Annotated in this window: 25 protein-coding genes, 1 tRNA gene and 1 pseudogene; 19 read left to right on the plus strand and 8 right to left on the minus strand. The window is 60.2% G+C overall.

Translation table 11 applies throughout. From position 1 onward, the window contains the following. Window positions 1-6 precede the first annotated feature (6 nt). Window positions 7-969, minus strand: coding sequence for an AAA family ATPase (locus ACIP6G_RS11450; RefSeq protein WP_400290156.1), 963 nt, complete (start codon window positions 967-969; stop codon window positions 7-9). Between the two features lie 209 nt (window positions 970-1,178). On the opposite strand from ACIP6G_RS11450, the gene ACIP6G_RS11455 reads away from it, so the two are divergent. The 7 genes from ACIP6G_RS11455 to ACIP6G_RS11485 all read left to right on the plus strand — a co-directional run bounded on the left by ACIP6G_RS11455 (window position 1,179) and on the right by ACIP6G_RS11485 (window position 7,733). Beyond that, window positions 1,179-2,135 (plus strand): TatD family hydrolase, encoded by a 957-nt coding sequence (locus ACIP6G_RS11455; RefSeq protein WP_400290158.1) that lies wholly within the window; start codon window positions 1,179-1,181, stop codon window positions 2,133-2,135. Between the two features lie 258 nt (window positions 2,136-2,393). Next, complete coding sequence (locus ACIP6G_RS11460; RefSeq protein ID WP_400290160.1) at window positions 2,394-3,560, plus strand: transglycosylase family protein; 1,167 nt, start codon at window positions 2,394-2,396, stop codon at window positions 3,558-3,560. Between the two features lie 100 nt (window positions 3,561-3,660). Then, a complete protein-coding gene (rsmA, locus tag ACIP6G_RS11465) occupies window positions 3,661-4,545 on the plus strand; it encodes a 16S rRNA (adenine(1518)-N(6)/adenine(1519)-N(6))-dimethyltransferase RsmA (RefSeq protein WP_105657482.1) in 885 nt (294 codons plus the stop codon). Window positions 4,546-4,547: 2 nt separating this feature from the next. Further along, a complete protein-coding gene (locus tag ACIP6G_RS11470; protein ID WP_105657483.1) occupies window positions 4,548-5,480 on the plus strand; it encodes a 4-(cytidine 5'-diphospho)-2-C-methyl-D-erythritol kinase in 933 nt (310 codons plus the stop codon). Window positions 5,481-5,634: 154 nt separating this feature from the next. Next, window positions 5,635-7,005, plus strand: coding sequence for an NAD(P)/FAD-dependent oxidoreductase (locus ACIP6G_RS11475; protein WP_400290163.1), 1,371 nt, complete (start codon window positions 5,635-5,637; stop codon window positions 7,003-7,005). A gap of 31 nt (window positions 7,006-7,036) precedes the next feature. Continuing rightward, complete coding sequence (locus ACIP6G_RS11480; protein WP_400290166.1) at window positions 7,037-7,216, plus strand: hypothetical protein; 180 nt, start codon at window positions 7,037-7,039, stop codon at window positions 7,214-7,216. A gap of 16 nt (window positions 7,217-7,232) precedes the next feature. Then, window positions 7,233-7,733 (plus strand): GNAT family N-acetyltransferase, encoded by a 501-nt coding sequence (locus tag ACIP6G_RS11485; protein WP_400290168.1) that lies wholly within the window; start codon window positions 7,233-7,235, stop codon window positions 7,731-7,733. On the opposite strand, the gene ACIP6G_RS11490 is transcribed toward ACIP6G_RS11485, so the two are convergent. Together ACIP6G_RS11490 and ACIP6G_RS11495 are read right to left on the minus strand one after the other, a co-directional pair. Then, entirely contained in the window at window positions 7,720-7,998 is a 279-nt protein-coding gene (locus ACIP6G_RS11490; RefSeq protein WP_332503802.1) for an antibiotic biosynthesis monooxygenase, read from the minus strand. The genes ACIP6G_RS11485 and ACIP6G_RS11490 overlap by 14 nt on opposite strands. Before the next feature lie 110 nt (window positions 7,999-8,108). Continuing rightward, entirely contained in the window at window positions 8,109-9,899 is a 1,791-nt protein-coding gene (locus tag ACIP6G_RS11495) for an ABC-F family ATP-binding cassette domain-containing protein (RefSeq protein ID WP_400290171.1), read from the minus strand. Between the two features lie 197 nt (window positions 9,900-10,096). Here ACIP6G_RS11495 and ACIP6G_RS11500 point away from each other — a divergent pair. The 11 genes and pseudogenes from ACIP6G_RS11500 (at window position 10,097) to sufU (ending at window position 17,810) form a co-directional block, all read left to right on the plus strand. Next, window positions 10,097-10,171, plus strand: a tRNA-Gln gene (locus tag ACIP6G_RS11500). A 133-nt stretch (window positions 10,172-10,304) separates the two neighbouring features. After that, the gene (gene glmU / locus ACIP6G_RS11505) at window positions 10,305-11,756 is read left to right on the plus strand and encodes a bifunctional UDP-N-acetylglucosamine diphosphorylase/glucosamine-1-phosphate N-acetyltransferase GlmU (RefSeq protein ID WP_388024133.1); all 1,452 of its coding nucleotides are present in this window, start codon (window positions 10,305-10,307) and stop codon (window positions 11,754-11,756) included. A gap of 72 nt (window positions 11,757-11,828) precedes the next feature. Further along, window positions 11,829-12,809, plus strand: a complete 981-nt coding sequence (locus tag ACIP6G_RS11510; RefSeq protein ID WP_332499429.1) for a ribose-phosphate diphosphokinase — start codon at window positions 11,829-11,831, stop codon at window positions 12,807-12,809. A 174-nt stretch (window positions 12,810-12,983) separates the two neighbouring features. Further along, window positions 12,984-13,451 (plus strand): hypothetical protein, encoded by a 468-nt coding sequence (locus ACIP6G_RS11515; protein ID WP_332730949.1) that lies wholly within the window; start codon window positions 12,984-12,986, stop codon window positions 13,449-13,451. Beyond that, on the plus strand, window positions 13,423-13,743 hold the full coding sequence (locus tag ACIP6G_RS11520; RefSeq protein WP_332504543.1) for a transcriptional regulator: 321 nt from the start codon (window positions 13,423-13,425) through the stop codon (window positions 13,741-13,743). The genes ACIP6G_RS11515 and ACIP6G_RS11520 overlap by 29 nt, the downstream gene beginning before the upstream one ends. Window positions 13,744-13,800: 57 nt before the next feature. Then, window positions 13,801-13,986: a hypothetical protein gene (locus tag ACIP6G_RS11525; RefSeq protein ID WP_332594715.1), complete on the plus strand. Its 186-nt coding sequence runs from the start codon at window positions 13,801-13,803 to the stop codon at window positions 13,984-13,986. 209 nt (window positions 13,987-14,195) lie between these two features. Beyond that, window positions 14,196-14,696 (plus strand): hypothetical protein, encoded by a 501-nt coding sequence (locus ACIP6G_RS11530; protein WP_400290174.1) that lies wholly within the window; start codon window positions 14,196-14,198, stop codon window positions 14,694-14,696. Between the two features lie 214 nt (window positions 14,697-14,910). After that, window positions 14,911-15,183 (plus strand): annotated as a pseudogene (locus ACIP6G_RS11535) (50S ribosomal protein L25); the annotation flags it as partial. Window positions 15,184-15,225: 42 nt separating this feature from the next. Next, window positions 15,226-15,807 carry an aminoacyl-tRNA hydrolase gene (gene pth / locus ACIP6G_RS11540; protein ID WP_105657104.1) on the plus strand — a complete coding sequence of 194 codons (582 nt, stop codon included), beginning with the start codon at window positions 15,226-15,228 and terminating at the stop codon, window positions 15,805-15,807. A gap of 257 nt (window positions 15,808-16,064) precedes the next feature. Then, a complete protein-coding gene (locus ACIP6G_RS11545) occupies window positions 16,065-17,357 on the plus strand; it encodes a SufS family cysteine desulfurase (protein ID WP_332504545.1) in 1,293 nt (430 codons plus the stop codon). Beyond that, complete coding sequence (gene sufU / locus ACIP6G_RS11550) at window positions 17,358-17,810, plus strand: Fe-S cluster assembly sulfur transfer protein SufU (protein ID WP_105657105.1); 453 nt, start codon at window positions 17,358-17,360, stop codon at window positions 17,808-17,810. Between the two features lie 80 nt (window positions 17,811-17,890). Here sufU and nhaA read toward each other — a convergent pair whose 3' ends face one another. Further along, window positions 17,891-19,240: a Na+/H+ antiporter NhaA gene (nhaA, locus tag ACIP6G_RS11555; protein WP_400290175.1), complete on the minus strand. Its 1,350-nt coding sequence runs from the start codon at window positions 19,238-19,240 to the stop codon at window positions 17,891-17,893. A gap of 170 nt (window positions 19,241-19,410) precedes the next feature. Then, a complete protein-coding gene (locus ACIP6G_RS11560) occupies window positions 19,411-19,905 on the minus strand; it encodes a DUF2505 domain-containing protein (protein WP_105657107.1) in 495 nt (164 codons plus the stop codon). 240 nt (window positions 19,906-20,145) lie between these two features. Here ACIP6G_RS11560 and mfd point away from each other — a divergent pair, with 240 nt between their 5' ends. Further along, complete coding sequence (gene mfd / locus ACIP6G_RS11565; RefSeq protein WP_400290177.1) at window positions 20,146-23,760, plus strand: transcription-repair coupling factor; 3,615 nt, start codon at window positions 20,146-20,148, stop codon at window positions 23,758-23,760. A 60-nt stretch (window positions 23,761-23,820) separates the two neighbouring features. Here the strand turns inward: mfd and ACIP6G_RS11570 are convergent, their stop codons facing one another. The 3 genes from ACIP6G_RS11570 to deoC form a co-directional block, all read right to left on the minus strand. Beyond that, a complete protein-coding gene (locus ACIP6G_RS11570; RefSeq protein ID WP_332487848.1) occupies window positions 23,821-24,315 on the minus strand; it encodes a tetratricopeptide repeat protein in 495 nt (164 codons plus the stop codon). 84 nt (window positions 24,316-24,399) lie between these two features. After that, on the minus strand, window positions 24,400-24,657 hold the full coding sequence (locus tag ACIP6G_RS11575; protein WP_105657110.1) for a hypothetical protein: 258 nt from the start codon (window positions 24,655-24,657) through the stop codon (window positions 24,400-24,402). Window positions 24,658-24,692: 35 nt separating this feature from the next. Further along, window positions 24,693-25,379: a deoxyribose-phosphate aldolase gene (gene deoC / locus ACIP6G_RS11580; protein WP_400290567.1), complete on the minus strand. Its 687-nt coding sequence runs from the start codon at window positions 25,377-25,379 to the stop codon at window positions 24,693-24,695. Between the last annotated feature and the right edge of the window lie 5 nt (window positions 25,380-25,384).

Genomic DNA, 25,384 nt, shown 5'->3' on the forward strand with positions numbered 1-25,384 from the left:
TGCCCGTTAGCTCACGGGGGTGCTGGCAACAAGCTCTTGGATCACGGCGCTGGCATCCAAGCCGTCCGCAACCGCTCGCCGGGTCAGGATCAACCGGTGGTTCAGCACCATCTGGGCCACGCTGCGAACGTCTTCTGGCAAGACGTGGTCGCGTCCATGAATCGCGGCATGGGCTTTGGCCGCGCGAACCCACTGAATCAGTGCGCGAGGCGAGGCCCCCAGCGCCACCTGCGGGTGCTCGCGTGTGGCTCGGCCCAGATCCACTACGTAGGCGCCTAGCCGTTCGGTGACCGTCACCGCTTTAACCTGCTCAATCATGTATCCCAGATCAGCCAGCTGCACCACGGCTTGCAGTGCTTCCAATGGGTCGAACTGGTGCCGGCCGGTGAGCATGGTGATTTCGGCATCGCGTTGTGGGTAACCCAGCGAAAGCCGTGCCATGAATCGGTCACGCTGCGCCTCGGGCAGGGCGAATGTGCCCTCGGATTCCACCGGGTTCTGCGTGGCCACAACCATGAAAGGCTGCTCCAGCCGATGGGTGATCGAATCGACGGTGACTTGCTTTTCTTCCATGCATTCCAGCAATGCCGACTGGGTCTTGGCATTCGCGCGATTGATTTCATCGGCGATGACGATATTGGCGAAGACCGGTCCGGGATGGAAAGTGAATTCGTGAGTCTGCGGGGAGTAAACCGAGACACCGGTGACGTCACTGGGCAAAAGGTCCGGGGTGAACTGGATGCGGTGCACCGAACCATTGACGCTGCGCGCCAATGACTTGGCCAGCATGGTCTTACCGACCCCGGGAACGTCTTCCACCAGCAGGTGGCCCTGTGCCAGCAGGACCGTCAATGCGCTAGTCACCGCCTCCGGCTTGCCGGTGATGACGCTCTGGACAGCATCGAAAATGCGCTGGCAATTGGACTGGAATTCCGAATCAAGCGACGGCACTGTTCGGTTTGCACTCATGCGCGGTTCCTCCTGAAGAACGAATCGTTGGCAAGATCGATCGCCGCGGCATTCATTCAATTGGGTCTTGCATCACATCATATGGGGATCTTTTGTCCAGCAACAGAGCCTAACTACCGGGAGCTGAGCACCTGATTGTCGTTGCTACCCCTAGTGGTGCCACAATTAACCACAGATTCGATCCCAGTACTCACGCGCAAAGGATAACCGTGTCCAAGAAGAAGCACACTGATCCCACCCTGGTTCCCGAGGCCTACCGCCCGACGGAACAAGCCGCTGAAGCAGAGCAGGGGGAGCGGTCGCGTGCTTCTGGCAATGAAAAGGGCGGAAGCCAGCGCAATTTGCAGTACCCGGAAGCGCCAGAAGCGCTTCCAGTGCCAGTGGTCGATAACCATACGCATCTGGATTTCCTTGACGGAACTGTGAAGGTCACGGCTGCCGATGCCCTGGCGGCGGCGGCAGCTGTTGGCGTGAAAGGGCTGATCCAGGTCGGCTGCGACGTGGAGTCATCGGAATACGCGGTCCAGGTAGCTAACGAGTACTCGAATATCCTGGCCGCGGTAGCCATTCACCCCAACGATGCCGCGCGTCTGGCTGAACGCGGGGAGCTGGAAGGAGCGATCGCGCGGATCGAAGAACTTTCCGCGGATCCGCGGGTGCGTGCAATTGGCGAAACCGGGTTGGACTACTTCCGTACCGGTGAAGACGGACGGGGCGCCCAGGAGCATTCTTTCCGGGAGCATCTGCGCATTGCGGTGGAGCAGGGCAAGGCCCTGCAGATCCATGACCGGGATGCCCATGAGGACGTGGTTCGTGTGCTCAAGGACGCGCCATTGCCGGGGAAAGTGGTCTTCCATTGCTTCTCTGGGGACGCGGCATTAGCCCGGATCTGCAACGACAACGGCTGGTACATGTCGTTCTCCGGAACTGTGACATTCAAGAATTCGCATGATCTTCGCGAGGCCTTGGCGCTGGCGGATCCAGAACTGCTTCTGGTGGAAACCGACGCACCGTTCTTGACGCCGCACCCCTTCCGGGGCCGCCCGAACGCCAGCTACATGATTCCGTACACGACTAGGTTCTTGGCGGAAACCAAGGGGATCGATCTGGCCGAATTCTGCACCCGGATCGATGCGAATACGCGAGAAGTGTACGGAGAATTCTAGACCCGGAGGTTGTGTGTCTCGTTACAGGACACTTGCCACAAATATAACAATTCGGTTACGGTGGATGAGATGTCCGGTACCGCCCCCGCCTATTTTCGGCACGGTGTGTTCAGGACAGCCTGATCCTCACGCCTTGCTGCAAGTGGAAACACGGCGCAACTTTGACTGAAGGACAGGCAGCGAACACTGCCGGGCCCAACCGGAGATCCTGACAGGATTCCCGCAGTTGGGTCTACAAACGATGGGGACCTCATTACCGTGACTCACTTGCTCAAGAAGACCTGGGTGAAATACCTGGCTCAGGCGCTCGCCGTAGCTGTGGTTATTGCCGGTGCTGTTTTCTATATTTCTGGCCAGAAATCGGTCGTCATGTCGGTGGACGGCCAGCGCCAGGAAATCACCACCCGTGCTGCCACCGTTGGCGCACTGCTGGAACAGCAGGACGTTGCCTTGGCTGAGCGCGACGAGATCTCCGCAGCACTGGATTCCGAGCTTGTCGACCAGCAGCTTGTTGATATCAAGCGCAACAAGTCGATCGAAGTAACCGTGGATGGCACCGAGCGCGTTGTGCACACTACCGGCATGACCGTTGCCGACGTGGTTGAACAGCTCGACCTGGATAAGGATTCCGAGGTTTCCCTCGATGAGGACATGCAGCTCGCAGCCTTGAGCGATGAATTGGAAGTCATCACGCCCAAGGAAATGACCCTGGTCGTCAAGGACAAGAAGAAGAAAATCGCAACGACTGCTTTGACCGTCAAGCAATTGCTTGCCGACGAGAAGATCAAGGTCGACGGCAACGACGAAATCAACGTCAAGATCAAGGACGAAACCGACAAGGACGTCAAGGACAGCGTCAAGCTGGCCGCGGGCACCACTGTCGAGGTGATCGACGTAACGGTCAAGACGTGGGACGAAACGCGCGACATCGACTTCGAGACCAAGAAGGTCAAGGACAGCTCGTTGGATAAGGGCGACACCGAGGTCAAGACCGAAGGCAAGAAGGGCGAGCGTGAGCTGACCCTGCGCCAGGAAACCCGCAACGGCAAGAAGGGCGAGGAAGAAGTCCTCAAGTCCAAGGTCACCAAGAAGCCCGTTGCCGAGGAAATCCGTGTCGGCACCAAGGAAGAGAAGAAGGAAACTTCAACTTCCAAGAACACTCCAACCCCGAGCAGCATCTCCTCGACCTGGGCTGCCCTGGCCAAGTGCGAATCCGGTGGCAACTGGTCGATCAACACCGGCAACGGCTACTACGGCGGACTGCAGTTCTCTGCATCGTCGTGGCGCAATGTGGGTGGCACCAAGTACGCACCGCTGCCGCACCAGGCAACTCCGCAGGAGCAGATCGCTGCAGCTGAAGTGCTGCGTCGATCAGGTGGCTGGGGCCACTGGCCATCGTGCTCGTCCAAGCTGGGCCTGCGCTAAAAGCAAAAGCCGAATAACAACGCGACGCGTCCACCATCACGGTGGATGCGTCGCGTTGTTATGTTTGGATCAATCTAGCTGAACTAGAATTGGATTTGTGATGTCTAAGGAATCTTTGCCGCTGCTTGGGGCCACCGAAATCCGTCGTCTGGCCGAAGAGCTGGGAATCCGCCCTACCAAGACGCTGGGGCAGAACTTTGTGATCGATGGGAACACCATCCGCCGCATTGTCGCCGCCGCCAAAGTCGACCCATCCGAAACAGTGCTGGAAGTAGGCCCGGGCCTAGGATCCCTGACCCTGGGCATCATGGATGCCGCCGCCAAGGTCGTGGCCGTGGAGATCGATCCACCCCTGGCAAAGCGACTGCCGCAGACCATGGCCGAGTTCCGCCCTGGCCGAGAAGACGATCTGACCGTGATCCTTTCCGACGCCATGAAGGTCACCGAACTTCCCGGCGAGCCAACCTCGCTGGTCGCCAACCTTCCCTATAACGTTGCCGTCCCGGTGGTGCTGCACCTGCTGGAGCACTTCCCGTCCATCCGCAATGGCTTGGTCATGGTGCAGGACGAAGTTGCCGACCGGATGGCCGCCACCCCGGGCAATAAGATCTATGGCGTCCCATCGGTGAAGGGCGCCTGGTACGGAACCATGCGCAAGGCTGGCGTGATCGGCATGAACGTCTTCTGGCCAGCGCCGAAGATCCACTCCGGCCTGGTGGGGTTCACCCGCGACAAGGACCGCAGCGACGCCCCGGATCGCAAGGAAGTCTTCGCCATCATCGATGCAGCCTTCGCCCAGCGCCGCAAGACGCTGCGTGCTGCCCTCTCCGGCTGGGCAGGCTCCGGTGCTCGTGCCGAACAGATCCTGGTAGCAGCGGGCATTGATCCGAAGGAACGCGGCGAGAAGCTGGATATTGACCAGTACATCGACATTGCCCGTGCCGCACAGGATATTCCCGCTGAAGCTCCAGCTAGCGAGGCATAAGCATGTCTAAGCAGCGTGTCATCGCGACCGCACCGGGCAAAATCAACTGCTACTTCAAGGTCGGTCCTCCTCGCGAAGACGGATACCACGAAGTGGCGAGCCTCTACGTCGCGGTCTCCCTGGCCGAGCAGATTGAAGCGACGCTGCGCACCGACGGGGAATTGCAGCTGAGCCTGGAACCGAATTCCCCTGTGGTCTCCGAACCGGAAAGCTTTCCGCTGGGTGCAGGCAATCTGGTGCACCAGGCAGCCCAGCTGCTTCGCGAGCACACGGGCTGCAGCCTCGGAGCGAACCTGCACATCACCAAGCGCGTCCCGATCGCCGGCGGAATGGGTGGAGGCTCTGCAGACGCGGCGGCCACGCTGGTAGCCTGCAACGAATTGTGGGGAACCGGGCTGGACCGGGAAGAACTCGGCCGCTTGGGCGCACGCCTCGGTGCTGACGTGCCTTTCGCCTTGATGGGCGGGGCCGCCATCGGCCTGGGCATCGGCGACAAGCTTGCCCCGTTGCTGACTCGTGCCAAGACCCATTGGGTGCTGATCCCGGCCAGCTTTGGCTTGTCGACCCCGCGAGTCTATGGCATGCTCGATCGCTTGCGTTCCGGCACGGAGATCGAAGTCCCGCAGGAAATCGATCCAGCGGTCATCGAAGCGCTGATGGCTTCGGACGCGCCAGCGTTGGCCCAGGTGCTGGCTAATGACCTGACCCAGGCTTCCTTGGCCCTTGCCCCGGAACTAGGCACCATGCGCGATATGGCAGAAGGCGCCGGTGCCCTGCGAGCCATGGTTTCCGGTTCGGGGCCGACCTTGGCTCTGCTGGTCGAAGATGCCGAGCATGCTGAAGAGGTCATGGCCCAGCTGGGCGATGAGGTGGGTGTCGCTACCATCCCGGTGACCGCTCCAGCGCCCGGAGCGCACATTACCGTTTCCGAATAATTTTTCCGGAAGTCCCTGTCTGGCCTTGGGCCGGGCAGGGATTTCCTGCATCATTTTCCGCCACCCCTCTTGTTGCGCCCTGGGCCCGGCCCTAGGCTGAGTCCCAAAGCAATTATTGAGAGCCATTCATTTTGGATCTGGGGCGGAATACAACATGCTCAATGGACGCGTCTCGCACTGGTGGGAAGACATCGGCCTGCCAGAGCCACGCCAGCAATTACGCGGTCAGGGCACCGCAGATGTCGCCATCATCGGTGCCGGGTTCACCGGACTGTGGACCGCCTATTACCTGGCCCAGGCCAACCCGGCTCTTCGCATCACGATCCTCGAAGCCCGGCACGTGGGCTACGGCGCATCGGGGCGCAATGGGGGATGGCTGACCAACACCATCACCGCTGGCCGCGAACGCTACCTGAAATCCCATGGCAGGCAAGCAGTCAATGACTTCCAGCTGGCCATGAACCGGACCGTCGCCGAGGTCATCGAGGTGTGCGCTGCCGAGGGGATCGATGCAGATATCCTGCAGGGCGGCGAACTCGAAGTTGCCTACACCCCGGCCCAGGAAAAGCGCTTGCGCGCCGATGCCATGGCCGACGCGCAATGGGAACACACGCACACCGAACTGCTGGAAGCCGAGGCAGCCCAAGGCAAGGTCAACGTCGCCAATGCCCGGGCCGGGCTGTGGCATCCGCACGCGGCCAGAATCCATCCTGCAAAATTGGTACGCGGACTCGCCGAAGCCGTGGAGCGGCTCGGCGTACGGATCTATGAAAACACCCGCGCCACCACACTGCGCGCACGCCGCATCGAATTCGACGGTGGGTCATTGGACGCCGAGTACATCATCCGTGCCACCGAAGGGTTTACTGCCGGGCTAGCAGGACACAAGCGCTTGTGGCTCCCGATGAATTCGTCCTTGATTGCCACCGAACCGCTAGCTCCATCCATCTGGGACGAACTGGCATGGAACAACGGCGAGGTGCTGGGGGACTACGCCCACGTCTACATGTATGCCCAGCGCACCGCGGATAACCGCATTGCCATTGGAGGCCGGGGAGTGCCGTATAAATATGGTTCGCGCACGGATGCCGATGGCCAGACGCCGCAAAGCACTGTGGAGGGACTGCAGGAAATTCTGCACCGCATGTTCCCGCAGACCCGGAATTCGAGAATCGATCATGCCTGGTCCGGGGTACTGGGCGTGCCGCGGGACTGGGCCGCTACCGTCGGGCTGGACCCGGCGACCGGACTGGGCTGGGCCGGCGGCTATGTCGGCACCGGGGTCGGCGCAGCGAACCTGGCCGGACGAACCTTGCGCGACTTGATCCTCGGGGAAAGCACTGAATTGGCCAATCTGCCGTGGGTCAATCACCAGGTGCGCAAATGGGAGCCGGAACCACTGCGCTGGCTGGCAACCAAGGGGCTCTATGCAGCCTATGGTGCCGCAGATCGAAGCGAACTGAAGGGGCGGGGGAGCTCCTCGCCGCTGGCCGTGCTGGCCGATAGAATCACCGGAAAGCCTTGAGCGCTGGCACACTGGGGCATAGGCTGTGGCCATGGGACTTGATAAACGTGGAATCTATGTGTGCGCACTAGCACTTGTGCTCATTATTTCTGGCGTCTTGATGATCACGCTGATGCAGGCCGGAATTCTTGGCTGGGCACTGCAAGGTGCCGGAATCATCGTCATGGCCTTCTCGGTGGGTGCGGCGCGTGCGCCCAGGGCCCGTGCCTGAGGTGCGCGAGGAGCTCATGGGCGCCTGCAGCTTGTCGGCACGCGGCCAGAACTACCTGCTGCGCGAAGCACGGGCTACGGATCTTGCCCAGATCATTGCCTTGATGGCAGATGATGAGATCCGTCGTGCAGAGCATGCGGACGCTGGGGACGCCGGGGAACAGTATCTGGAGGTTTTCAACGAGATTCACGCAGACCCAGCGCATACGCTGATCGTGGTGGAGGGCAATGACGGAGCCATTGCCGGCACGATGCAGCTGACCATGTTGCCGGGTCTTGCGCGCAGGGGAGCGAAGCGGATGCAGATCGAGGCAGTGCGCGTGGCCAGCGCGTTGCGCGGCGGGGGCCTGAGAACGGAAATGATCCGCTGGGCCATTTCCGAAGCCGAAAGCAAGAGAATTCCGCTGGTCCAGCTGACAAGCGACGCGCAACGCCAGGACGCGCACCGCTTTTACGAGGGGCTAGGATTTACCGCGTCGCATGTGGGCTTCAAAATGCACCTGGCTATAAGCCCTTGATCTTGTAGATTCGTTGCAATCCGGAGGTAGCCTGGCCCCATTCGCTCTTCGCGGCCCGCTGCTGGTGGGCCTGGAAAGCGGCACTGTCTTCGAATTCCTCGTGCACCAGCCAGACCCAGGGATCGCCGGTTTGCGTGACAGAGAAAGAAATGCAGCCGTTTTCCGCCTTGGTGAGGCGTATATGCTCTGGCAGCAATTTCTCCACCAATTCAGCCTCAGCCGCGTCCGCGCACAGCAACCGGCCCTCCATGATCACAATTCCCATGTTCGCCAGTCTGCCACGATCTTTGGCGGATGGGGCAAAAACTAGTGGATCAGCGAAGGGCTCGGAAACCGAAAGTTTCCGAGCCCTTCGCCTGCGTCAAGGCAGAAGCGCTATCCGAGCAGCTCGGACAGTTCCAGCCAGCGCTCTTCCAACTCGTCGATCTGCGATTGGTACTCGTTGATCTCAGCGGTGAATTTGCCCAGCCCTTCATAGTCGCTCTGGTCATGATCGGCCATCTTGGCGTGGACCTTGGCGATCTTTTCCTCTAGCTGGCCGACCTTGCGTTCATTGGCATTCAGTTCCTTCTGCGCGGCACGCAGCTCTGCGCCCGAAGGGCCAGCAGGCTTGGCGGCAGTTTCGGAAGAAGCCTGCGAAGGATTGGACCCGCCAGTGGAACCTTCGGCAGCTCGCAGCAACAGGTACTCGTCCACGCCGCCGGGCACGTGGCGGAAGTTGCCGTTCAGGATCGCGTACTGCTGGTCGGTGACGCGTTCGAGCAGGTAGCGGTCGTGGGAGACCACGATCAAGGTGCCGGGCCAGGAATCCAGCAGGTCTTCCAGGGCCGCCAGCATGTCGGTATCGACATCATTGGTGGGCTCATCGAGGATCATCACGTTGGGCTCATCCATCAGGATCATCAGCAACTGCAAGCGGCGGCGCTGGCCGCCGGAGAGTTCAGCAACCTTGGTCGACAGGTGTGCCGAGGAGAAGCCCAAGCGCTCCAGCAGCTGGGCCGGGGTCAGGTCCTTGCCATCCACGTTGAACGTGGTGCGGTAGCGGGCGAGGATTTCGCGGACCTTGTCCTGGCCGATCTGCTCCAGTTCGCGGAACTGCTGGTCCAGCACGGCCAGCTTCACGGTCTGGCCGCGCTTGATCTTGCCGCCAGTTGGCTCCACGGTCCCGGCGATCAGGCCCAGCAAGGTGGATTTGCCGGCACCGTTGGCACCGAGCAGGCCGGTGCGTTCGCCCGGGCCGATGAGCCAGGTGAAGGGCTTGAGTACTTGCTTGGCGCCGAAGGAGACCTCCGTGTCCAGCAAGTCGATGACGTCCTTGCCCAGCCGGCTGGTGGCCATCTTCTGCAACTCCAGCGGGTTGCGTGCCGGCGGGACATCGGCGATCAGCTGGTTGGCTGCCTCAATGCGGAACTTCGGCTTGGAGGTACGGGCCGGGGCGCCGCGGCGCAGCCAGGCCAGTTCCTTCTTCATCATGTTCTGGCGCTTGTTTTCGGTGACCGCGGCGATGCGGTCGCGTTCCACGCGCTGCAGCACGTAGGCGGCGTAACCGCCCTCGAAGGGCTCGACCAGGCGGTCGTGCACTTCCCAGGTGGTGGTGCAGACCGCGTCGAGGAACCAGCGGTCGTGGGTGACGACCATCAGGCCGCCGGCGTTCTTGGACCAGCGGTTATTGATGTGCTCGGCGAGCCAGGAGATGCCTTCGACATCCAGGTGGTTGGTCGGTTCGTCCAGGATGACGACGTCCCAGTCCTGCACCAGCAGCGCGGCCAGAGCCACGCGGCGGCGCTGGCCGCCGGAGAGGGTGCTGACCTTCGCTTCCCAGTCCAGGTCTGCAACCAGCCCGGAGATGATGTCGCGAATGCGCGCTTCGCCGGCCCACTCGTGGTCGTCCATCTCGCCCACCACGCAGAAGTGCACGGTCGCTTCGGGATCCAGGGTGTCCGACTGGTCCAGCACGCCCACGCGCAGGCCGTTGCGCTTGGTAACACGCCCGGAGTTGGGCTCGATCCTGTCGGAGAGCATGCCGAGAAGCGAGGACTTGCCTTCGCCGTTGCGACCCACCAGGCCGATGCGGTCGCCATCGGAAATGCCGATGGTTACCGAGTCGAAAACGACATGGGTGGGATATTCCAGATGTAGGGCTTCGCCCCCGAGTAAATGAGCCACAATTTCCATTTTACGTTCCGGGAGCAAATCGAGGCCCTGGCGGGACCATCTGAGCGTGTGCCGTGCCAGGGGGCTTGGGCAGTTTAAAGCAGAGAATAAAAGTGAGTTTTGCTACGGTGTTTTGCGATTTCGCACATTGGGCTGATCATGGCAGAATAATTAGCGTGCTTGTCGGGCATGACCTGAGCAAGCCATTTTCCGCCCTGGTGTAATGGCAACACGCCAGCCTTTGGAGCTGTGCATTCTAGGTTCGAATCCTAGGGGCGGAACCAATGATGAAGCGTCACGCAAGTGGCGCTTTTATTTTTTAACCAGTTTCAGCGCACCCCGAAGCTCGCGATAGACTTGCTTTGAGGTTTTACTTCTCTGCCCAAAACCTTGAATCCAATTTGCAGGAGAATGCACTTGAGTGATCAGGTCAACGCACCAGTAGCTGTCATCGTCCTAGCCGCCGGCGCTGGCACTCGCATGAAATCGGCGAAGCCGAAGATCATGCATGAAATCGCAGGTCGGTCCATGATTGGCCACGCACTCTACGCGGCTTCCGCGTTGGAGCCGCAGAACCTGGTAGCGGTGGTCCGCCACCAGCGCGATCTGGTCGCAGAGCACATTCTGGGACAGTTCCCTTCCATCACCATTGCCGACCAGGATGAAATCCCGGGTACCGGCCGCGCCGTGCAGTTGGGCTTGGAAGCTGTGGACCCATCGCTTGAAGGCACCGTTGTGGTGACCTATGGCGATGTGCCGTTGCTCACCAGCGAGGTGCTCCAGGAACTGGTTGCTACGCACGAGTCGAACCGCAACTCCGTGACCGTGCTGACCACCGAATTGGATGACCCTAACGGCTACGGCCGCATCCTGCGCGATGAACAGGGCGAGGTTGCAGGAATCCGCGAGCAGAAGGACGCTTCGGCAGAAGAACTGCTGATCAAGGAAATCAACTCCGGCATCTACGCTTTCGATGCCCAGATCCTGCGTTCGGCGCTGACCGAGGTCACCACCGAAAATGCGCAGGGCGAAATGTACCTGACCGATGTGCTCGCCATCGCCCGCGCACGCGGTGGCCGCGTCGCCTCCTCGCAGATCGCTGACCGCTGGCAGATCGAGGGCGCCAACGACCGCGTCCAGGTTTCCAATCTGGCCCGCATCTACAACGAGCGCAAGACCGAATTCTGGATGCGCCAGGGCGTGACCATCGTTGATCCGGCGACCACGTGGATCGACGCTGACGTCATGATCGGCCAGGACGCCACCCTCAAGCCAGGCACCCAGCTGCACGGCGAGACCATCATCGGCGCCAATGCCACTGTTGGCCCGGACAGCACCCTGACCAACGTGGTTGTTGGCCAGCGCGCTACCGTGAAGCGCACCGACGCCACCGACTCGCGCATCGCTGATGGCGCCTCGGTTGGCCCGTTCGCCTACCTGCGTCCCGGCACCGACCTCGGTGCGGATGGCAAGATCGGCGCCTTCTACGAAACCAAGAACGTCACGATTGGCCGTGGCTCCAAGCTCTCGCACCTCGGCTACGCCGGAGATGCTGAAATCGGTGAATTCACCAATATCGGCTGCGGCAACATCACCGCAAACTACGATGGCGAAAAGAAGCACCGCACCAAGATCGGTTCGCATGTGCGCACCAGCTCCAACACCGTATTCGTTGCCCCGGTTGAAATCGGGGACGGCGCCTACACCGGAGCCGGAGCCATCGTCCGCAAGAACGTCCCGGCCGGTGCCTTGGCACTGTCTGTGGCACCGCAGCGCAACTCCGAGGGGTGGACGCTGGAAAAGCGCCCAGGCACCTCCTCGGCTGACGCAGCGTTCAAGTCCTCGCTGAACTCTTCGGCTTCCGAGTAATTCAGCTACAGACTTCATTTCCTCGACAACAACCTCATACGTGATAGCGAAGCGAGCGAGAAAGCAAACCCCATGAGTGAAATCAGCCATAACGTCGACAAGAAGCTGGTGCTGGCCACCGGTCGTGCGCACCCTGAGCTGGCTGCAGAAGTAGCCAAGGAGCTCGACACCGAACTGCTGCCGTTGAACGCCTACGACTTCGCCAACGGCGAGATCTACGTGCGTTCGGATGAGTCGGTTCGCGGCAAGGACGTTTTCCTGCTGCAGTCCTACCCAGCACCAACGAACAACTGGCTGATGGAACAGCTGATCATGATTGACTCGATGAAGCGTGCTTCGGCCCGCCGCATCACTGTCGTGGCACCGTTCTACCCTTACGCACGCCAGGACAAGAAGGGCCGCGGCCGCGAGCCGATCTCGGCCCGCCTGGTTGCCGACCTGTTCAAGACCGCCGGTGCTGACCGCGTGATTTCCTGCGATCTGCACACCGCGCAGATCCAGGGCTTCTTCGACGGTCCGGTGGACCACCTGTTCGGCTTCCCGCTGCTGGCTGACTACATCAAGTCCAAGGTCGATGTAAATGAAGTCACCGTGGTTTCCCCTGACACCGGCCGCGTGCGCGTTGCCGAGCAGTGGGCAGATCGATTGGGCGGCACCCCGCTGGCCTTCGTCCACAAGTCCCGCGATCTGACCGTGCCTAACCAGGCCGAGTCCAAGACCGTGGTTGGCCAGGTGGAGGGCCGCATCGCGGTCCTGATCGACGACATGATCGACACCGGCGGAACCATCGCAGGCGCTGTGCGCGTGCTGAAGGAAGCTGGCGCCAAGGACGTCATCATCGCGGCTACCCACGCGGTCTTCTCGGATCCGGCTGCCCAGCGTTTGGCTGATTGCGGTGCCCGCGAGGTTGTTGTCACCAACACCCTGCCAATCCCTGAAGAGAAGCGTTTCGAGAACCTGACCGTGCTCTCGATTGCCCCGACGATCGCCCGCGCGATCTCGGAAGTATTCCACGACGGTTCGGTCACGAACCTGTTTGACGGCCGCGCCTAGCAGCCCTCGTTTCGCAAAGCCTCTGGCCGGCACCTTCGGGTGCCGGCCAGAGGCGGTTAAGCGATCATTGACAGTGCCCGTAAGAGGAACCTTTTGCGGAACGAATGCCACTCAGATGATCGCCATGACAATTCAGGGTTGCTCAACCATAAGGAAAGTGATTGACTTTACTGCATGGAAAGTCAGTCGGAGAACGCTCAGAGTTCGGAATCAGTGCGCCAGTCGCTTCGGGCGATCAGTGCAGACCGTGCCCGGATCGGCGAAAAAGTCACGGCGGAAACGTGGTGGACCGCACCAGCGCAGGGCCTGGGCGCTGCGCTTATCATCATGGTCCCTGCTCTCGGGCTGGAATGGGTATGGTTGCCTCTGGTGCTAAGTATCGGGATCTTCGTCGGTGTTGAGGTGCTTTTCCGCAAACGCAGCGGCCTAGGTATCACCCGCCCAGCCGGTCCGCGTGGGCTCTGGATATTGATTGCACTAATGATGATTTTCTTCTTTGCGCTAATGATCAGCCTAGTGCTCACACTGCTCGGTCAGATCGGCTGGGTTCTCGCCCTAGCAGTTACGACAGGTGCAGCTACAGCGCTCATCGTCGTGCAGTATGACCGCGCTTATGCTGCTGAGGTGTATCGTGCGGGCTGAGCCTTGCTTCAATGAGGCGATCCACGCACCAACCCGGCTGCGCCTCTGTGCAATGCTGCGTCCGCTGGCCGAGGCGGACTTCACTACCATTGCCACAACACTCGAGCTCAGCGAAGCAAACCTATCTAAGACCGTAAAAAATCTTGTCGAGATCGGTTATCTCGTCACTAGCAAGCAGGCTTCCCCGCTACGCAAGGATGCTCGCCAGACGACGACGGTCAAGCTCACAGCCCAAGGGCGGAGGGCCTTCGACGGGCACTTAGCTGCTCTGCGAGCGATGGCGGGCGACTAGGGCACGTCTCCCAAAGCGACGTTGATCTGCTATTAACTAATCTGCGAGACTGAACCAATGTCTAGGACTGAAGCCTTTGAACTGTCCGGACTAGTGTGTGCCTTCGCCGCAGCACTGCTGTTGATCGGATTACAAGTCGGAATTGAACCGACAACGCTTGGAATTCTTATCGCCGTCAGTAGCAACGCTGGGTTACCTGTCGACAAATGGCTAAGAGAAAAAATGGCCGCTCCCAAAAAGTAGATGCCTCGTTTTCAGTTCGCGTGAAAGCATCTCGTAAGCCGTTCGTCATACGGGACATATGTGATCTTGACTCGGCTAATTTTTGAAACTCCGAGTTTTCAAAGATTTCAGATTGCCATATACTCCGCCCGAGAAAATGCCGGTGAAGGTGCCTTATGCGGACACGGAAAACTATTATTTATGGTGGTTCAAGCACCAGGAGAGGCAGCATGGAATTTGGAATACGCCAGATCGCTGTGGGAGGGCTGGAACGCGGTGAGCTACTGCAACGCATGGTCCTAGCAGGGGTTCAGCTTAACGACTACGCCAAAATGCTGTTAGCCCGCCGGATTTTCAATGAGGTTGTGCCGGCGAACAACCTCCCCCTGATAAGCCGCAATCTGCAACAGCTGGGCTTGGACGCCGGAGCAACATTGCCCCGGATATTCGAGCGCGCCGTCAGCAGGGGAATGCAGCTATGCCCCGCCATGACCGGCCCGTATCTGCGACTGGATTTTCTGGACCAAGCGTCTTCCAGCCATTCAGTGCTCAGTGATGGGAAGAAGCCGGCTGATTCGTTGACCGTCGCTTCCGCGGCACCCGGCAATCAGGAATTCCCGCGCGGATTCTATCTGCGGATGGTGGATGGAGTGCCGTGGCTGCGCGGTTATCGCTGCGATGACGCCCACGGCTTTACGCTGGACGATACTTTTATTTTCCAAAGCCGTTGAGCGGAATCCAGGAATAGTGGCGTTCGCTACAGGTTTTCCCGTTGGCGATGGCAGCTGGTAGAATTGTTGACTGTGCCCAGGCGAGGGAAACACCAGCAATGGTGGGACCGTTATCGACAAGGCCGGAAAAGCTCTTTCATCTCCTAGATGTTGGATGCTTCCCGAGTCCACGCAAGGGCCTTAACGAAGCATTCATTTCCTAAGGAGAATTATCATGGCATCTGTCAACCTTGACGCCGTTGTACGTAGCGATTTCGGCAAGGGCGCTGCCCGCCAGGCTCGCCGCGATGGCCAGATCCCAGCAGTTGTCTACGGTGCAGGCTCCGAGCCACAGCACGTACTGCTTCCAGGCCGCGAAACCACCCTGGCCGTTCGCGACCGCGGTGTTGAGCTGGTTCTGAACATCGAAGGCAAGACCGTGAAGACCACCATCAAGGACATCCAGATCCACGCGCTGAACCGCACCGTTGATCACATGGACCTGATCATCGCTGCCTAATTACAGCGAACTAGGTTTTAGCTGAGCGTCATGAGTGATGGAACTTGGCTCGTAGCCGGACTCGGGAACCCCGGGTCCGGCTACGCTGGCAATAGACACAATATCGGGCAGATGGTGCTCGATGAGCTGGCTCATCGAGTCGGCTCGAAATTCAAGACCCACTCCTCGCGTTCCCAGGTTGTCGAAGGACGCATGGGGGTTGGCGGTCCACGCATCGTGCTGGCCAAGCCCATGGTTTTCATGAATCTTTCGGGCGGGCCGGTAGCTAACGCGGCGAAGTTCTTCGGCATCGATGCCGCCCGGCTGATTGTCGTGCACGACGAGATCGACATTCCCTTCGATACCATCAAGCTCAAGCGCGGTGGCGGTGAAGGCGGGCATAACGGCCTGCGGGATATCTCAAAGGCCATGGGCTCCAAGGACTACCTGCGCGTGCGCGCAGGCGTTGGGCGCCCTCCGGGCCGCATGGATACTGCCAAATGGGTTTTGCAGGACTTCTCCAAGACCGAAAAGGCCGATCTTCCGTTTCTGATCGACAATTGCGCTGACGCAGTGGAATTGCTGATGAACTCGGGATTGGAAGCTGCCCAGGCAAAATTCCATATCAGCTGACCGCTGATCCCTATGGGGCGCGGTGAAGCCAAGTGGGGACCGCTGGGGACTTGAACGGTCCGCAGCGGTCCTCGACTTCATTAAATTAAGAAAGCTATGGACCGAGGCGTTCCTTACTAAGGCCTAACTTAGATGTGCTTCGAGGCCCGGAGTGGAATAATTACCCAATGTACCCCTTGCCTAATAGGCCTGTGACGATTCTTTGCCACGGCCTGCCGGGCATCCATGACAATTATTCGGAGGACCACGTGCACACGATGACCGGTCAGCCAGAAGCCCTTGAGGCGTTGACAGCTGGAGAAGTTGAGCGCATCAAGGCCGACTTTGAAATTCTGGAGCACCAAGTCAACGGCGTTGACGTTGTGTACCTGGACTCCGGCGCCACCAGCCAGAAGCCGCGTTGCGTCTATGAAGCCGAGCAGCACTACTACGAGAACGCCAACGCAGCAGTACACCGCGGTGCGCATTCCTTGGCAGTTGAAGCGACCGAGATCTATGAGGAAGCCCGCGAGAAGGTCGCCAAGTTCATCGGTGCACGCACCAACGAACTGGTGTGGACTGCTAATGCCACCGAAGCGCTGAACCTGATCAGCTACTCGATGTCCAATGCCTCCTTGGGGCGCGGGGGAGAGGCCGCGGCCCGATTCCGCTTGGGCCCGGGCGATGAAATCCTCACCACCGAACTTGAACACCACGCGAACCTGATCCCGTGGCAGGAACTGGCTTTCCGCACCGGTGCTACGCTGCGTTACGTGCCAGTCACCGAAGACGGTGCACTGCGCTACGAATTGCTTGATGAGCTGGTTACCGAGAAAACCAAGCTCGTTGCCTTCACCCACGTTTCGAATGTGCTGGGCACCATCACCGATACCCAGAAGTTCGTTGACGCTGCCCGCGAGGTCGGCGCCCTGACCGTGCTGGACGGATGCCAGTCCGTGCCTCACCTGCCGGTCGACGTGAAAGCCCTGGACGTTGACTTCATGGCCTTCTCCGGCCACAAGATGCTCGGCCCAACCGGAATCGGCGCACTCTACGGGCGTGAAGAACTGCTCAACGCAATGCCACCGTTCCTCACGGGTGGATCGATGATCACCGTGGTGGACATGGAGCACGCAGAGTACATGCCATCGCCGCAGCGTTTCGAGGCCGGTACCCAGCGCATCGCCCAGACCCACGGCTTGGCTACCGCAGTCAGCTACCTGGATGAAATCGGCATGGGCCGTATCGCGGCCTGGGAAGAGCACCTCGGAGCGATGCTCTATGAGGGCATCTCGAAAATCGAAGGCGTGCGCGTTTTCGGTCCGGCCGACGCGCAGCGTATCGGTACTGTCCCGTTTGAAGTGATCGGGGTGCACCCGCATGATGTCGGCCAGTACCTCGACTCGCGCGGCATTGCGGTACGCGTGGGCCACCACTGTGCGCAGCCGCTGCACCGCGCCCTGGGCGTGAATTCCACGACCCGCGCCAGCACCTATCTGTACAACACGGAAGAAGACATCAAGGCCCTGCTTGAGGCCTTGAGCTCCGTGCGCGAATACTTTGGAGTTTAAATGAACGAATTGGATCAGCTATACCAACAGGTCATCTTGGACCACTCGAAGCGCCGCATCGGTTCGCCGTTGGTTGAGACCACCGAAGGATTGCTGCACGGCGAGTCCCACCAGCACAACCCGATCTGCGGCGACCAGATCCGTGTCCGCGTAGAGCTTGATGACCAGGAGCATTTCACCTCGATGAGCTGGGAAGGCGATGGCTGCTCCATCTCCATGGCCTCTGCCTCGGTGCTGGCCGAGATGCTGCCGGAGCTGACCAAGGAAGAATTTCTTGGGAAGAGGGACTATTTCCGCGAGATGATGCGCTCCAAGGGAAACTTCCAGCCGGATGAAGAGGTGCTGGAAGACGCTGCTGCCTTCGTCGGCGTCTCGAAGTTCCCCGCACGCGTCAAGTGCGCAATGCTCGCTTGGGTGGCCGCTGAGGTCGCGATGCACGAGGCCCGCAAGTAATAGCAAAACCAAATAGCTCGGGCGCCGGCTTCCACATGTGGAAGCCGGCGCCCGAGCTATTTCTTCAGGATTCCAGAAGGCTACTTTCCTTCGTCGTCCTGCTGGTACACATCAGGGATGCCATCCTTATCGGCATCGCGCGTCTCGCGCTCGTGGAGGACCTTGTATCGGCGGTTGCGGGGAATCAGCCACAGGGCACCGAGGATCGCGGCAACGAATGAACCAGCCAGGATTGCTACCTTGGCATGCTCATAGTGCGCCGACTCCAAGCCGAAGGACAGTTCGGAAACCAGCAGGGATACGGTGAAACCGATACCTGCCAGCAACGTGACGCCCAGGATGTCGCCCCAGCGGGCGTCCTTGTCCAGCGAGGCCTTGGTGAACCGGGTCAGCAGCCAGGTCGAGCCCATGATGCCGATCGGCTTGCCGAGCACCAGACCCAGAACGATGCCCCAGAACACTGGATCGGTGAGCAGGCCGCCGCTGCCTTTTTCAGGGGAAAACACGGTCACGCCAGCGGCGAAGAAGGCGAAAATGGGAATGCAGAAGCCGGAGGACAGCGGGCGGAAACGGTGCTCGAATCGTTCAGCCAGGCCGATGCCTTCACGGCCATCGGTGCGCTTGACCGGGACACAGAAGCCCAAGACCACACCGGCGATGGTGGCGTGGATGCCGGAGCCGAAGACGAAGATCCAGGTAATGACACCCAGCGGCAGCAGGATTGCCCACGCGGCCCAAGCGCGCTTGGCGAAGAACTTGCCAAGGAAACGGGCAAGGACCGTGAAGAGAATGATGGGGATCAGCGACAGGCCCAGGTAGGACAGCTTCAGGTCATCGGTGAATACGACGGCGATAATGACAATAGCGATCAGGTCATCGACTACAGCCAGAGTCAGCAGGAAGATGCGCAGCGCTGCGGGAAGCGCCGATCCAATCACCGCGAGCACAGCCACGGCGAACGCAATGTCTGTTGCGGTTGGAATGGCCCAGCCACGCAACAACTCACCGCCACCGGACATGGAAGCGATAGCGACAAAGATCAATGCCGGCACCAGCACGCCGCCAAAAGCGGCCGCTACCGGTACGGCTGCCGTTTTCGCATTGCGCAGGTCGCCAATGACGAATTCTTTTTTCAGCTCCAAGCCGGTCAAGAAGAAGAACACTGCCAGCAGTGCATCGGCAGCCCAGTGGCCGATGGACAGGTTCAGATCCACACCGAAAAGGGTCGGTCCGAAGTGGAAATCACGCAGAGCGAAGTAGGACTCGCGCAACGGGGTGTTAGCCCAAACCAACGCCAGCAAAGCGCCGGCGATGAGAACCATGCCGCCGACGGTTTCCTTGCGCAGGATGTCGCCGATACGGATAGATTCTTTATAGCTGGGGCGCGAAAACAGGTTCTTGCTGGAACCCGAAGACGGAGTTTGGGTCATACGTGTAACTCGCTTACTTCGTTAAATGGATACTTCTCGCCGACCAGACTTCCCGGCACACCTGTCTTTAACCCTAGCGCCAACAGTGCTTCAGAGCACAAATCCCCGGACGCTTTGCGAGAAATCGCACGTCCGGGGATTGAATGTGAAACGTAACTATTCGGAGTGGCTTATTTCGAAAGCCAGGCATTGACCTGAGCAGCCTGCAAATTCAGTGCCTTGCCCAGGTAAGGCTCCGCAGCCGAAGCCAACTTGCCGCCGATGAATGGAATCGACGAGGAAACCTTGGCGTCAATGGAGAACTCGGAAGTTTCGCCCTGGGCCTTGAGCTGTTCGGTGCCGCTGACGGTCACCGGAACACCAGCAACGGAGATCTTTACCGTAGCCGAGCGGTTGCCGGCAGCATCTGGGGCCGTCCACTGGTCTACCTGGGTGATCTCGATGGTCGCGCCAACGAACTTGCGGGCGATATCCGGAACGCGATCGGTGGGGACCGAACGAACGGTGGTCACGGTGAAGGCGCCTGCGGTATCGCCGTTCACGGAGAAATCGGTCAAGGAACCGTTGGCGACCTTGGTCAGGTGCTCGGCAAAGCCACGATCGCTAAGCGTAGCGATGACCTGGTCTGCAGGGTGGGCGATCTGAGTGCTTGCGTTCAATGCCATGAAAGCTAATCCCAATCTGGAAATCTAAGTGGCCGGGCAACGAAATCGCAGGCCCGGCAACGGACAGTATTAACACTATCTGCAAAGCCGCATTGGGTAGGCTAGGACTGCACCCAAAACAGCATATTGACGTTTCCGGCCGTGGAAAAACATTTACGGTCGGCGTTCGTGGTGTCGTTTCGACGTAATACAGTATGAATGCACCCGGCCAAGCGTCTGCATGAGAGGACCCGAACCCCCATGAGCCTAAGCGGACTTCATGATTTCCTGCGCGAGGAACCTTCCTTCAGGCGTATTGGGCAAAGCGCAGCTCATGACTACCCGACGCGAAGCGAAGAGCTGGAAATCGCGGCCCCGCAGGGCATGCGGCCGATCCTCTCGGCGCATATCAGCCAGGCGATGCGTGAAAGCAAGCATTCGGGGGTGACGCTCATCGTCACCGCGACCGGCCGTGAAGCCGAAGAAGTCTCCAGCTCACTGGGTGCCTACCTCCCGGCAGGCCAGATCGCCGAGTTCCCTTCTTGGGAAACCTTGCCCCATGAACGCTTGTCGCCGCGAAGCGATACCGTGGGACGCCGCCTGGAAGTGCTGCGCCGCCTGCACGACCGGGATGAGAGCCTAAACATCATCATTGCTCCAATTCGTGCCGTGCTGCAGCCGTTGGTCGCCGGCCTTGGCGAATTGCGCCCGGTCATCCTGGAACTGGATGCCGAGCCGGGCTTCGATAAAGTCATCAAGGACCTGGCTGCTGCGGCTTATGCCCGAGTGGACATGGTGACGCACCGCGGCGAGTTTGCGGTGCGTGGTGGCATCATCGATGTTTTCCCGCCGACATTGGACCATCCGGTCCGCATTGATTTCTTCGGGGACCAGATCGACTCGATGCGATTCTTCGCCATCGCAGATCAGCGGTCCACTGATGATCCCGGTCCCACCCGGATCATTGCCACGCCCTGCCGTGAAATGCTCATCACCCCGCAGGTGATGAGCCGGGCAGCGAATCTGAAGAACCATTTCCCGGCGGCCCAGGAAATGCTCACCAAGATTGCCGGCGGCATCGCTGTTGAAGGCATGGAATCCTTGGCTCCGCTGCTGGTGGACAAGATGGTTCCGCTGCTGTCCTTGTTGCCGGAATCGTCCATTGCGCTGGTGATGGAGCCAGAGCGCGTGCGCGCCCGCGCGCATGACCTGAACGCCACCAATGCCGAATTCCTGGCTGCCGCGTGGGCTTCGGCTTCGGATGGAGCCAGCGCTCCGTTGGATCTGACCACCGCGGATTCCGAGCGAAAGCTGGCTACCGGTGATTTTGCCTCGCTGGCAGAAACCGTAGAACACGCACAGGCCGCCAAGGTTTCCTGGTGGGCTATTACCTCCCTGGGTGCCGATGACGAGCTGGATTTGGGCGCGGCCACCATCCGTGTCCCGGCCCGTGAACCGCACGGCTACCAGGGCGACATCGAGGCGATGATGGAATTCATCGCAGGACGAGTCAAGGACCAATGGCGTTTCGTCGTGGCTACCGAGGGGCCCGGCCCGGCAGCCCGCCTTTCGGAGCTTTTCGCCGAGTTCAAGATCCCGGCACACAGGGTGGATGACCTGTCCGCGGAACCCACCGCTGGACTGATCGAGATCACCCAGGCCACCGCCGGCCGCGGGTTTGTCTTCGAGGAACTGAAGCTGGGCCTGCTCACCGAAGCAGATTTGCTGGGCCGCTCCAGCGCGTACCCGAACCGCAAGGGCCGCAAGCTGACGGTCAAGCGCAAGCGCAATGCCGTTGATCCGCTGAGCCTGCAAGCCGGGGACTACATCGTCCACGAACAGCACGGCATCGGCAAGTTCGTCGAGCTGATGGCCCGCAAGGTCAATGGCTCGGGCAAGGACGCCAAGCGCGAGTACCTGGTGGCGGAGTACGCCTCTTCCAAGCGCGGAGCCCCGGGGGACCGTCTGTTCGTCCCGATGGACCAGCTGCATATGGTCACCCGGTATGTCGGCGGCGAAGCTCCGACCTTGTCCAAAATGGGCGGTTCGGACTGGGCCAGCACCAAGTCCAAGGCGCGCAAGGCCGTCAAGGAAATTGCTGGCGACCTGATTAAGCTCTACTCGGCTCGCATGGCCAGCCGTGGCCACGCCTTCGCATCAGACACCCCGTGGCAGAACGAGCTGGAGGAAGCCTTCGCGTTCATCGAGACTCCGGATCAGCTCACCGCCATCAACGAGGTGAAATCCGATATGGAGAAGGAAATCCCGATGGACCGGTTGATTTCCGGTGACGTGGGCTTTGGCAAAACCGAAATCGCGGTTCGCGCCGCCTTCAAGGCCGTCCAGGACTCCAAGCAGGTTGCCGTGCTGGTTCCTACCACCCTGCTGGCTTCCCAGCACCACCAGACCTTCACCGAACGCTATTCGGGCTTCCCAGTCCGCGTGAAGACCCTCTCGCGTTTCCAGAGCGCCAAGGAATCGAAGGAAATCCTGGCCGGCCTCAAGGACGGCAGCGTGGACATTGTCATCGGCACCCACCGCCTGCTCTCCAAGAACGTGGAGTTCAAGAATCTGGGCCTGGTCATCATTGACGAGGAACAGCGCTTCGGAGTGGAGCACAAGGAAGAGCTCAAGAAGATGCGCACCAACGTGGATGTGCTGGCGATGAGCGCCACCCCGATCCCGCGTACCTTGGAGATGTCGCTGACCGGCATCCGCGAAACCTCCACCTTGGCGACCCCGCCCGAAGAACGCCATCCGGTGCTGACCTACGTGGGTCCACGCAGCGACAAGCAGATTTCCGCGGCCATCAAGCGTGAGCTGATGCGCGATGGCCAGGTGTTCTTCGTGCACAACCGGGTCAGCTCCATTGAGCGGGTAGCTGCCGAATTGCGCGAACTGGCCCCCGAAGCGCGCGTGGAGGTAGCGCACGGCAAGATGAGCGAATCCCGGCTGGAGCGGATCATCCAGGACTTCTGGGAGAAGAAATTCGACGTGCTGGTCTCCACCACCATCATCGAAACCGGCCTGGATATTTCCAATGCGAACACGCTGATTGTGGACCGCGCGAACAACTACGGCCTGTCCCAGCTGCACCAGCTGCGCGGGCGCGTAGGGCGCGGCCGTGAGCGTGCCTACGCCTACTTCCTGTGGGATGTAGAGAAACCGCTGGGGGAGGTCGCCCTGGAGCGCCTGAAAGCCGTTGCCGCGCACAACGAGCTTGGCTCCGGCTACCAGCTGGCCATGAAGGACCTGGAACTGCGTGGAGCCGGTAATCTGCTGGGTGGCGAGCAGTCCGGGCATATCGCCGGTGTGGGCTTCGACTTGTACCTGCGCCTGGTAGGCGAGGCCGTGGCCGATTACAAGGGCGAAGGCGAGGAAGAAGCCGCCGAGATGAAGATTGACCTGCCGGTCAATGCCCACCTGCCACACGACTATGTACCTGGTGAACGACTGCGTTTGGAAGCCTATCGCAACATTGCCCAGGCCGAGACCGACGAGGCGCTGGGTGAAGTCCGCGATGAGCTGGTGGATCGCTATGGCAAGCTTCCAACTCCGGTGGAGAACCTCATGCGCGTGGCGGCCCTGCGTATTCGCGCGCGTGCTGCGGGGCTGCGTGATATCCAGCAGGTCGGCAACCACATCAAGCTGGCTCCGGCCAGAATTGAAGACCTGCCAGCTTCGCGCCAGGTGCGCTTGGAACGCCTGTACCCGGGGGCTGCGAACAAGCCGGCGCTGAATTCGATCTTCATCCCGAAGCCCAAGACCTCGCCCATTGGCGGACGGGACTTGGCCGACGGGGAGATCCTGGAGTGGGCGGAGAAGCTGCTCTACGCTATTTTCGAGCCAACACCCGCACCGGCAGCAAAGGACTGATTCGGTTGAACTCGCGGGCCAGTAGCATGCCTTTTCCGGCAGGCTGCTGGCCGGCGTTTGCTACCGCTGGCCCGAGGCCGCAGGCGAGGCCAGTTCTCCGGCGTAGCCCTTGATCGCCCGGGCGTAGAGCGAGGCATGGCGCGCTAATGCGCTGACCGCCAGCTGGACCGCTTCGGTGGATTGCCCGGCATCGTGCAAGGCCAGAACCAGGAAGGCCTGGGCGTCGGTAAAGATCGGTGAATCGGCAGTGATCTGCTGCAACAGTTCGATGGACTGGGTGTACTGCCCGAGATTGCGCAGCGTGCTGGCTAGCTGGAGCAGCGCTTCATCGTGCCTTGGCGCTTCCAGCCCAGCTTCCAGTGCCGCCCGGTAGGGGTCGACCGCTTGTTCTTCTTCCCCTAGGTAGTCGTGCAGGGACGCGACCTCGAAGAGCACCCGCGGATCCTGCGGATCCTTGCCCTGCACCAGGAGTGCCAGTTCGGTGCGCAACTGTTCAGGGCGTTTGCCATTGGCTGAGTTCCAGAACTCTTCGATGCGCTGATCCCATGATTCCATGGGGCCAGTCTAAGCGAGGCAAGGAAGCTTAAACGCAAGAGAGGGAAACCCGGACACGGGTTTCCCTCTCTTGAAAAGTTCTAATTAATTCTGGTGGGCATTAGCTGCCGCAACCAGATCCTCAGCCTTTTCCGCGCGACCCATCAGGTGCATCGGGATAGCGAAAGCCAAGAACATCAGAGCGAAGCTGACCAGGGTCGGCCACCAAGCAACCTCAAGGGTCCAGTAGCCCAAGGTGTAGACGCCAGCCGAGAACATCACGAAGAAGATCACGAGGTTGACGATATTGCCGACAAGGCGGCCTTCACCGGAATGGGCAGTGTTCTTGCCGTTCGAGTACACTTTTTCTCCTTGGGAAAACGGATTGGTGCGATTTCCTAGTAGCTGGAACCGCTTTGCTCTCCCTCTAGGATAGCAACTCCTGAGCTAGAACCTAGCCGGGTCGCACCGGCCGCAATCATGGCCCGCGCGGTTTCAACACTGCGAACGCCGCCCGAGGCCTTGACACCCATTTCCGGGCCGACGGTCTTGCGCATCAGCTCGACGTCTTCGACGGTCGCGCCGCCGGTGGAGAAACCGGTGGAAGTCTTGACGAAATCAGCGCCAGCGGCCTTTGCGGCCTCGCAGGCCAGGACCTTGGCTTCCTCGGTGAGCAAGCAGGTTTCGATGATGACCTTCAAGATGGCTCCACCTTCATGCGCGGCCTGCGCAATGGCGAAGATCTCGTTGACCAAGGCATCCCGATCGCCACGCAGGGCGGCGGCAACGTCGATCACCATGTCGATTTCGTTGGCACCGTCTGCAACTGCGTGCTTGGTTTCGAATACCTTGGTATCGGTGGCCGAGGCACCCAGCGGGAAACCGATGACCGAACAGGTCAGTACGTCCGAGCCTTCCAGCTCGCGCGAAACGGTGGAAACCCACAACGGGTTGACGCAGACCGACTTGAAGCCGTACTTCTTGGCTTCGTCGCAGATCTGCACAACTTGTTCGCGGGAAGCATTCTGAGCCAACAGGGTGTGATCGATGTAGCTTGCGATCTCGCGGGCGCTTAGTTCAGTCATCATTT

It is taken from the genome of Glutamicibacter sp. NPDC088483 (assembly GCF_044753145.1).
Classification (GTDB): Bacteria; Actinomycetota; Actinomycetes; order Actinomycetales; family Micrococcaceae; genus Glutamicibacter.

Coding starts and splice junctions, on each gene's coding strand:
- ACIP6G_RS11450 (WP_400290156.1), bottom strand. CDS start 969: ATGAGTGCAAACCGAACAGTGCCGTCGCTTGATTCGGAATTCCAGTCC.
- rsmA (WP_105657482.1), top strand. CDS start 3,661: ATGTCTAAGGAATCTTTGCCGCTGCTTGGGGCCACCGAAATCCGTCGT.
- ACIP6G_RS11470 (WP_105657483.1), top strand. CDS start 4,548: ATGTCTAAGCAGCGTGTCATCGCGACCGCACCGGGCAAAATCAACTGC.
- ACIP6G_RS11475 (WP_400290163.1), top strand. CDS start 5,635: ATGCTCAATGGACGCGTCTCGCACTGGTGGGAAGACATCGGCCTGCCA.
- ACIP6G_RS11480 (WP_400290166.1), top strand. CDS start 7,037: ATGGGACTTGATAAACGTGGAATCTATGTGTGCGCACTAGCACTTGTG.
- ACIP6G_RS11485 (WP_400290168.1), top strand. CDS start 7,233: ATGGGCGCCTGCAGCTTGTCGGCACGCGGCCAGAACTACCTGCTGCGC.
- ACIP6G_RS11490 (WP_332503802.1), bottom strand. CDS start 7,998: ATGGGAATTGTGATCATGGAGGGCCGGTTGCTGTGCGCGGACGCGGCT.
- ACIP6G_RS11510 (WP_332499429.1), top strand. CDS start 11,829: ATGAGTGAAATCAGCCATAACGTCGACAAGAAGCTGGTGCTGGCCACC.
- ACIP6G_RS11515 (WP_332730949.1), top strand. CDS start 12,984: ATGGAAAGTCAGTCGGAGAACGCTCAGAGTTCGGAATCAGTGCGCCAG.
- ACIP6G_RS11520 (WP_332504543.1), top strand. CDS start 13,423: ATGCTGCTGAGGTGTATCGTGCGGGCTGAGCCTTGCTTCAATGAGGCG.
- ACIP6G_RS11525 (WP_332594715.1), top strand. CDS start 13,801: ATGTCTAGGACTGAAGCCTTTGAACTGTCCGGACTAGTGTGTGCCTTC.
- ACIP6G_RS11530 (WP_400290174.1), top strand. CDS start 14,196: ATGGAATTTGGAATACGCCAGATCGCTGTGGGAGGGCTGGAACGCGGT.
- pth (WP_105657104.1), top strand. CDS start 15,226: ATGAGTGATGGAACTTGGCTCGTAGCCGGACTCGGGAACCCCGGGTCC.
- ACIP6G_RS11545 (WP_332504545.1), top strand. CDS start 16,065: ATGACCGGTCAGCCAGAAGCCCTTGAGGCGTTGACAGCTGGAGAAGTT.
- sufU (WP_105657105.1), top strand. CDS start 17,358: ATGAACGAATTGGATCAGCTATACCAACAGGTCATCTTGGACCACTCG.
- nhaA (WP_400290175.1), bottom strand. CDS start 19,240: ATGACCCAAACTCCGTCTTCGGGTTCCAGCAAGAACCTGTTTTCGCGC.
- ACIP6G_RS11560 (WP_105657107.1), bottom strand. CDS start 19,905: ATGGCATTGAACGCAAGCACTCAGATCGCCCACCCTGCAGACCAGGTC.
- mfd (WP_400290177.1), top strand. CDS start 20,146: ATGAGCCTAAGCGGACTTCATGATTTCCTGCGCGAGGAACCTTCCTTC.
- ACIP6G_RS11570 (WP_332487848.1), bottom strand. CDS start 24,315: ATGGAATCATGGGATCAGCGCATCGAAGAGTTCTGGAACTCAGCCAAT.
- deoC (WP_400290567.1), bottom strand. CDS start 25,379: ATGACTGAACTAAGCGCCCGCGAGATCGCAAGCTACATCGATCACACC.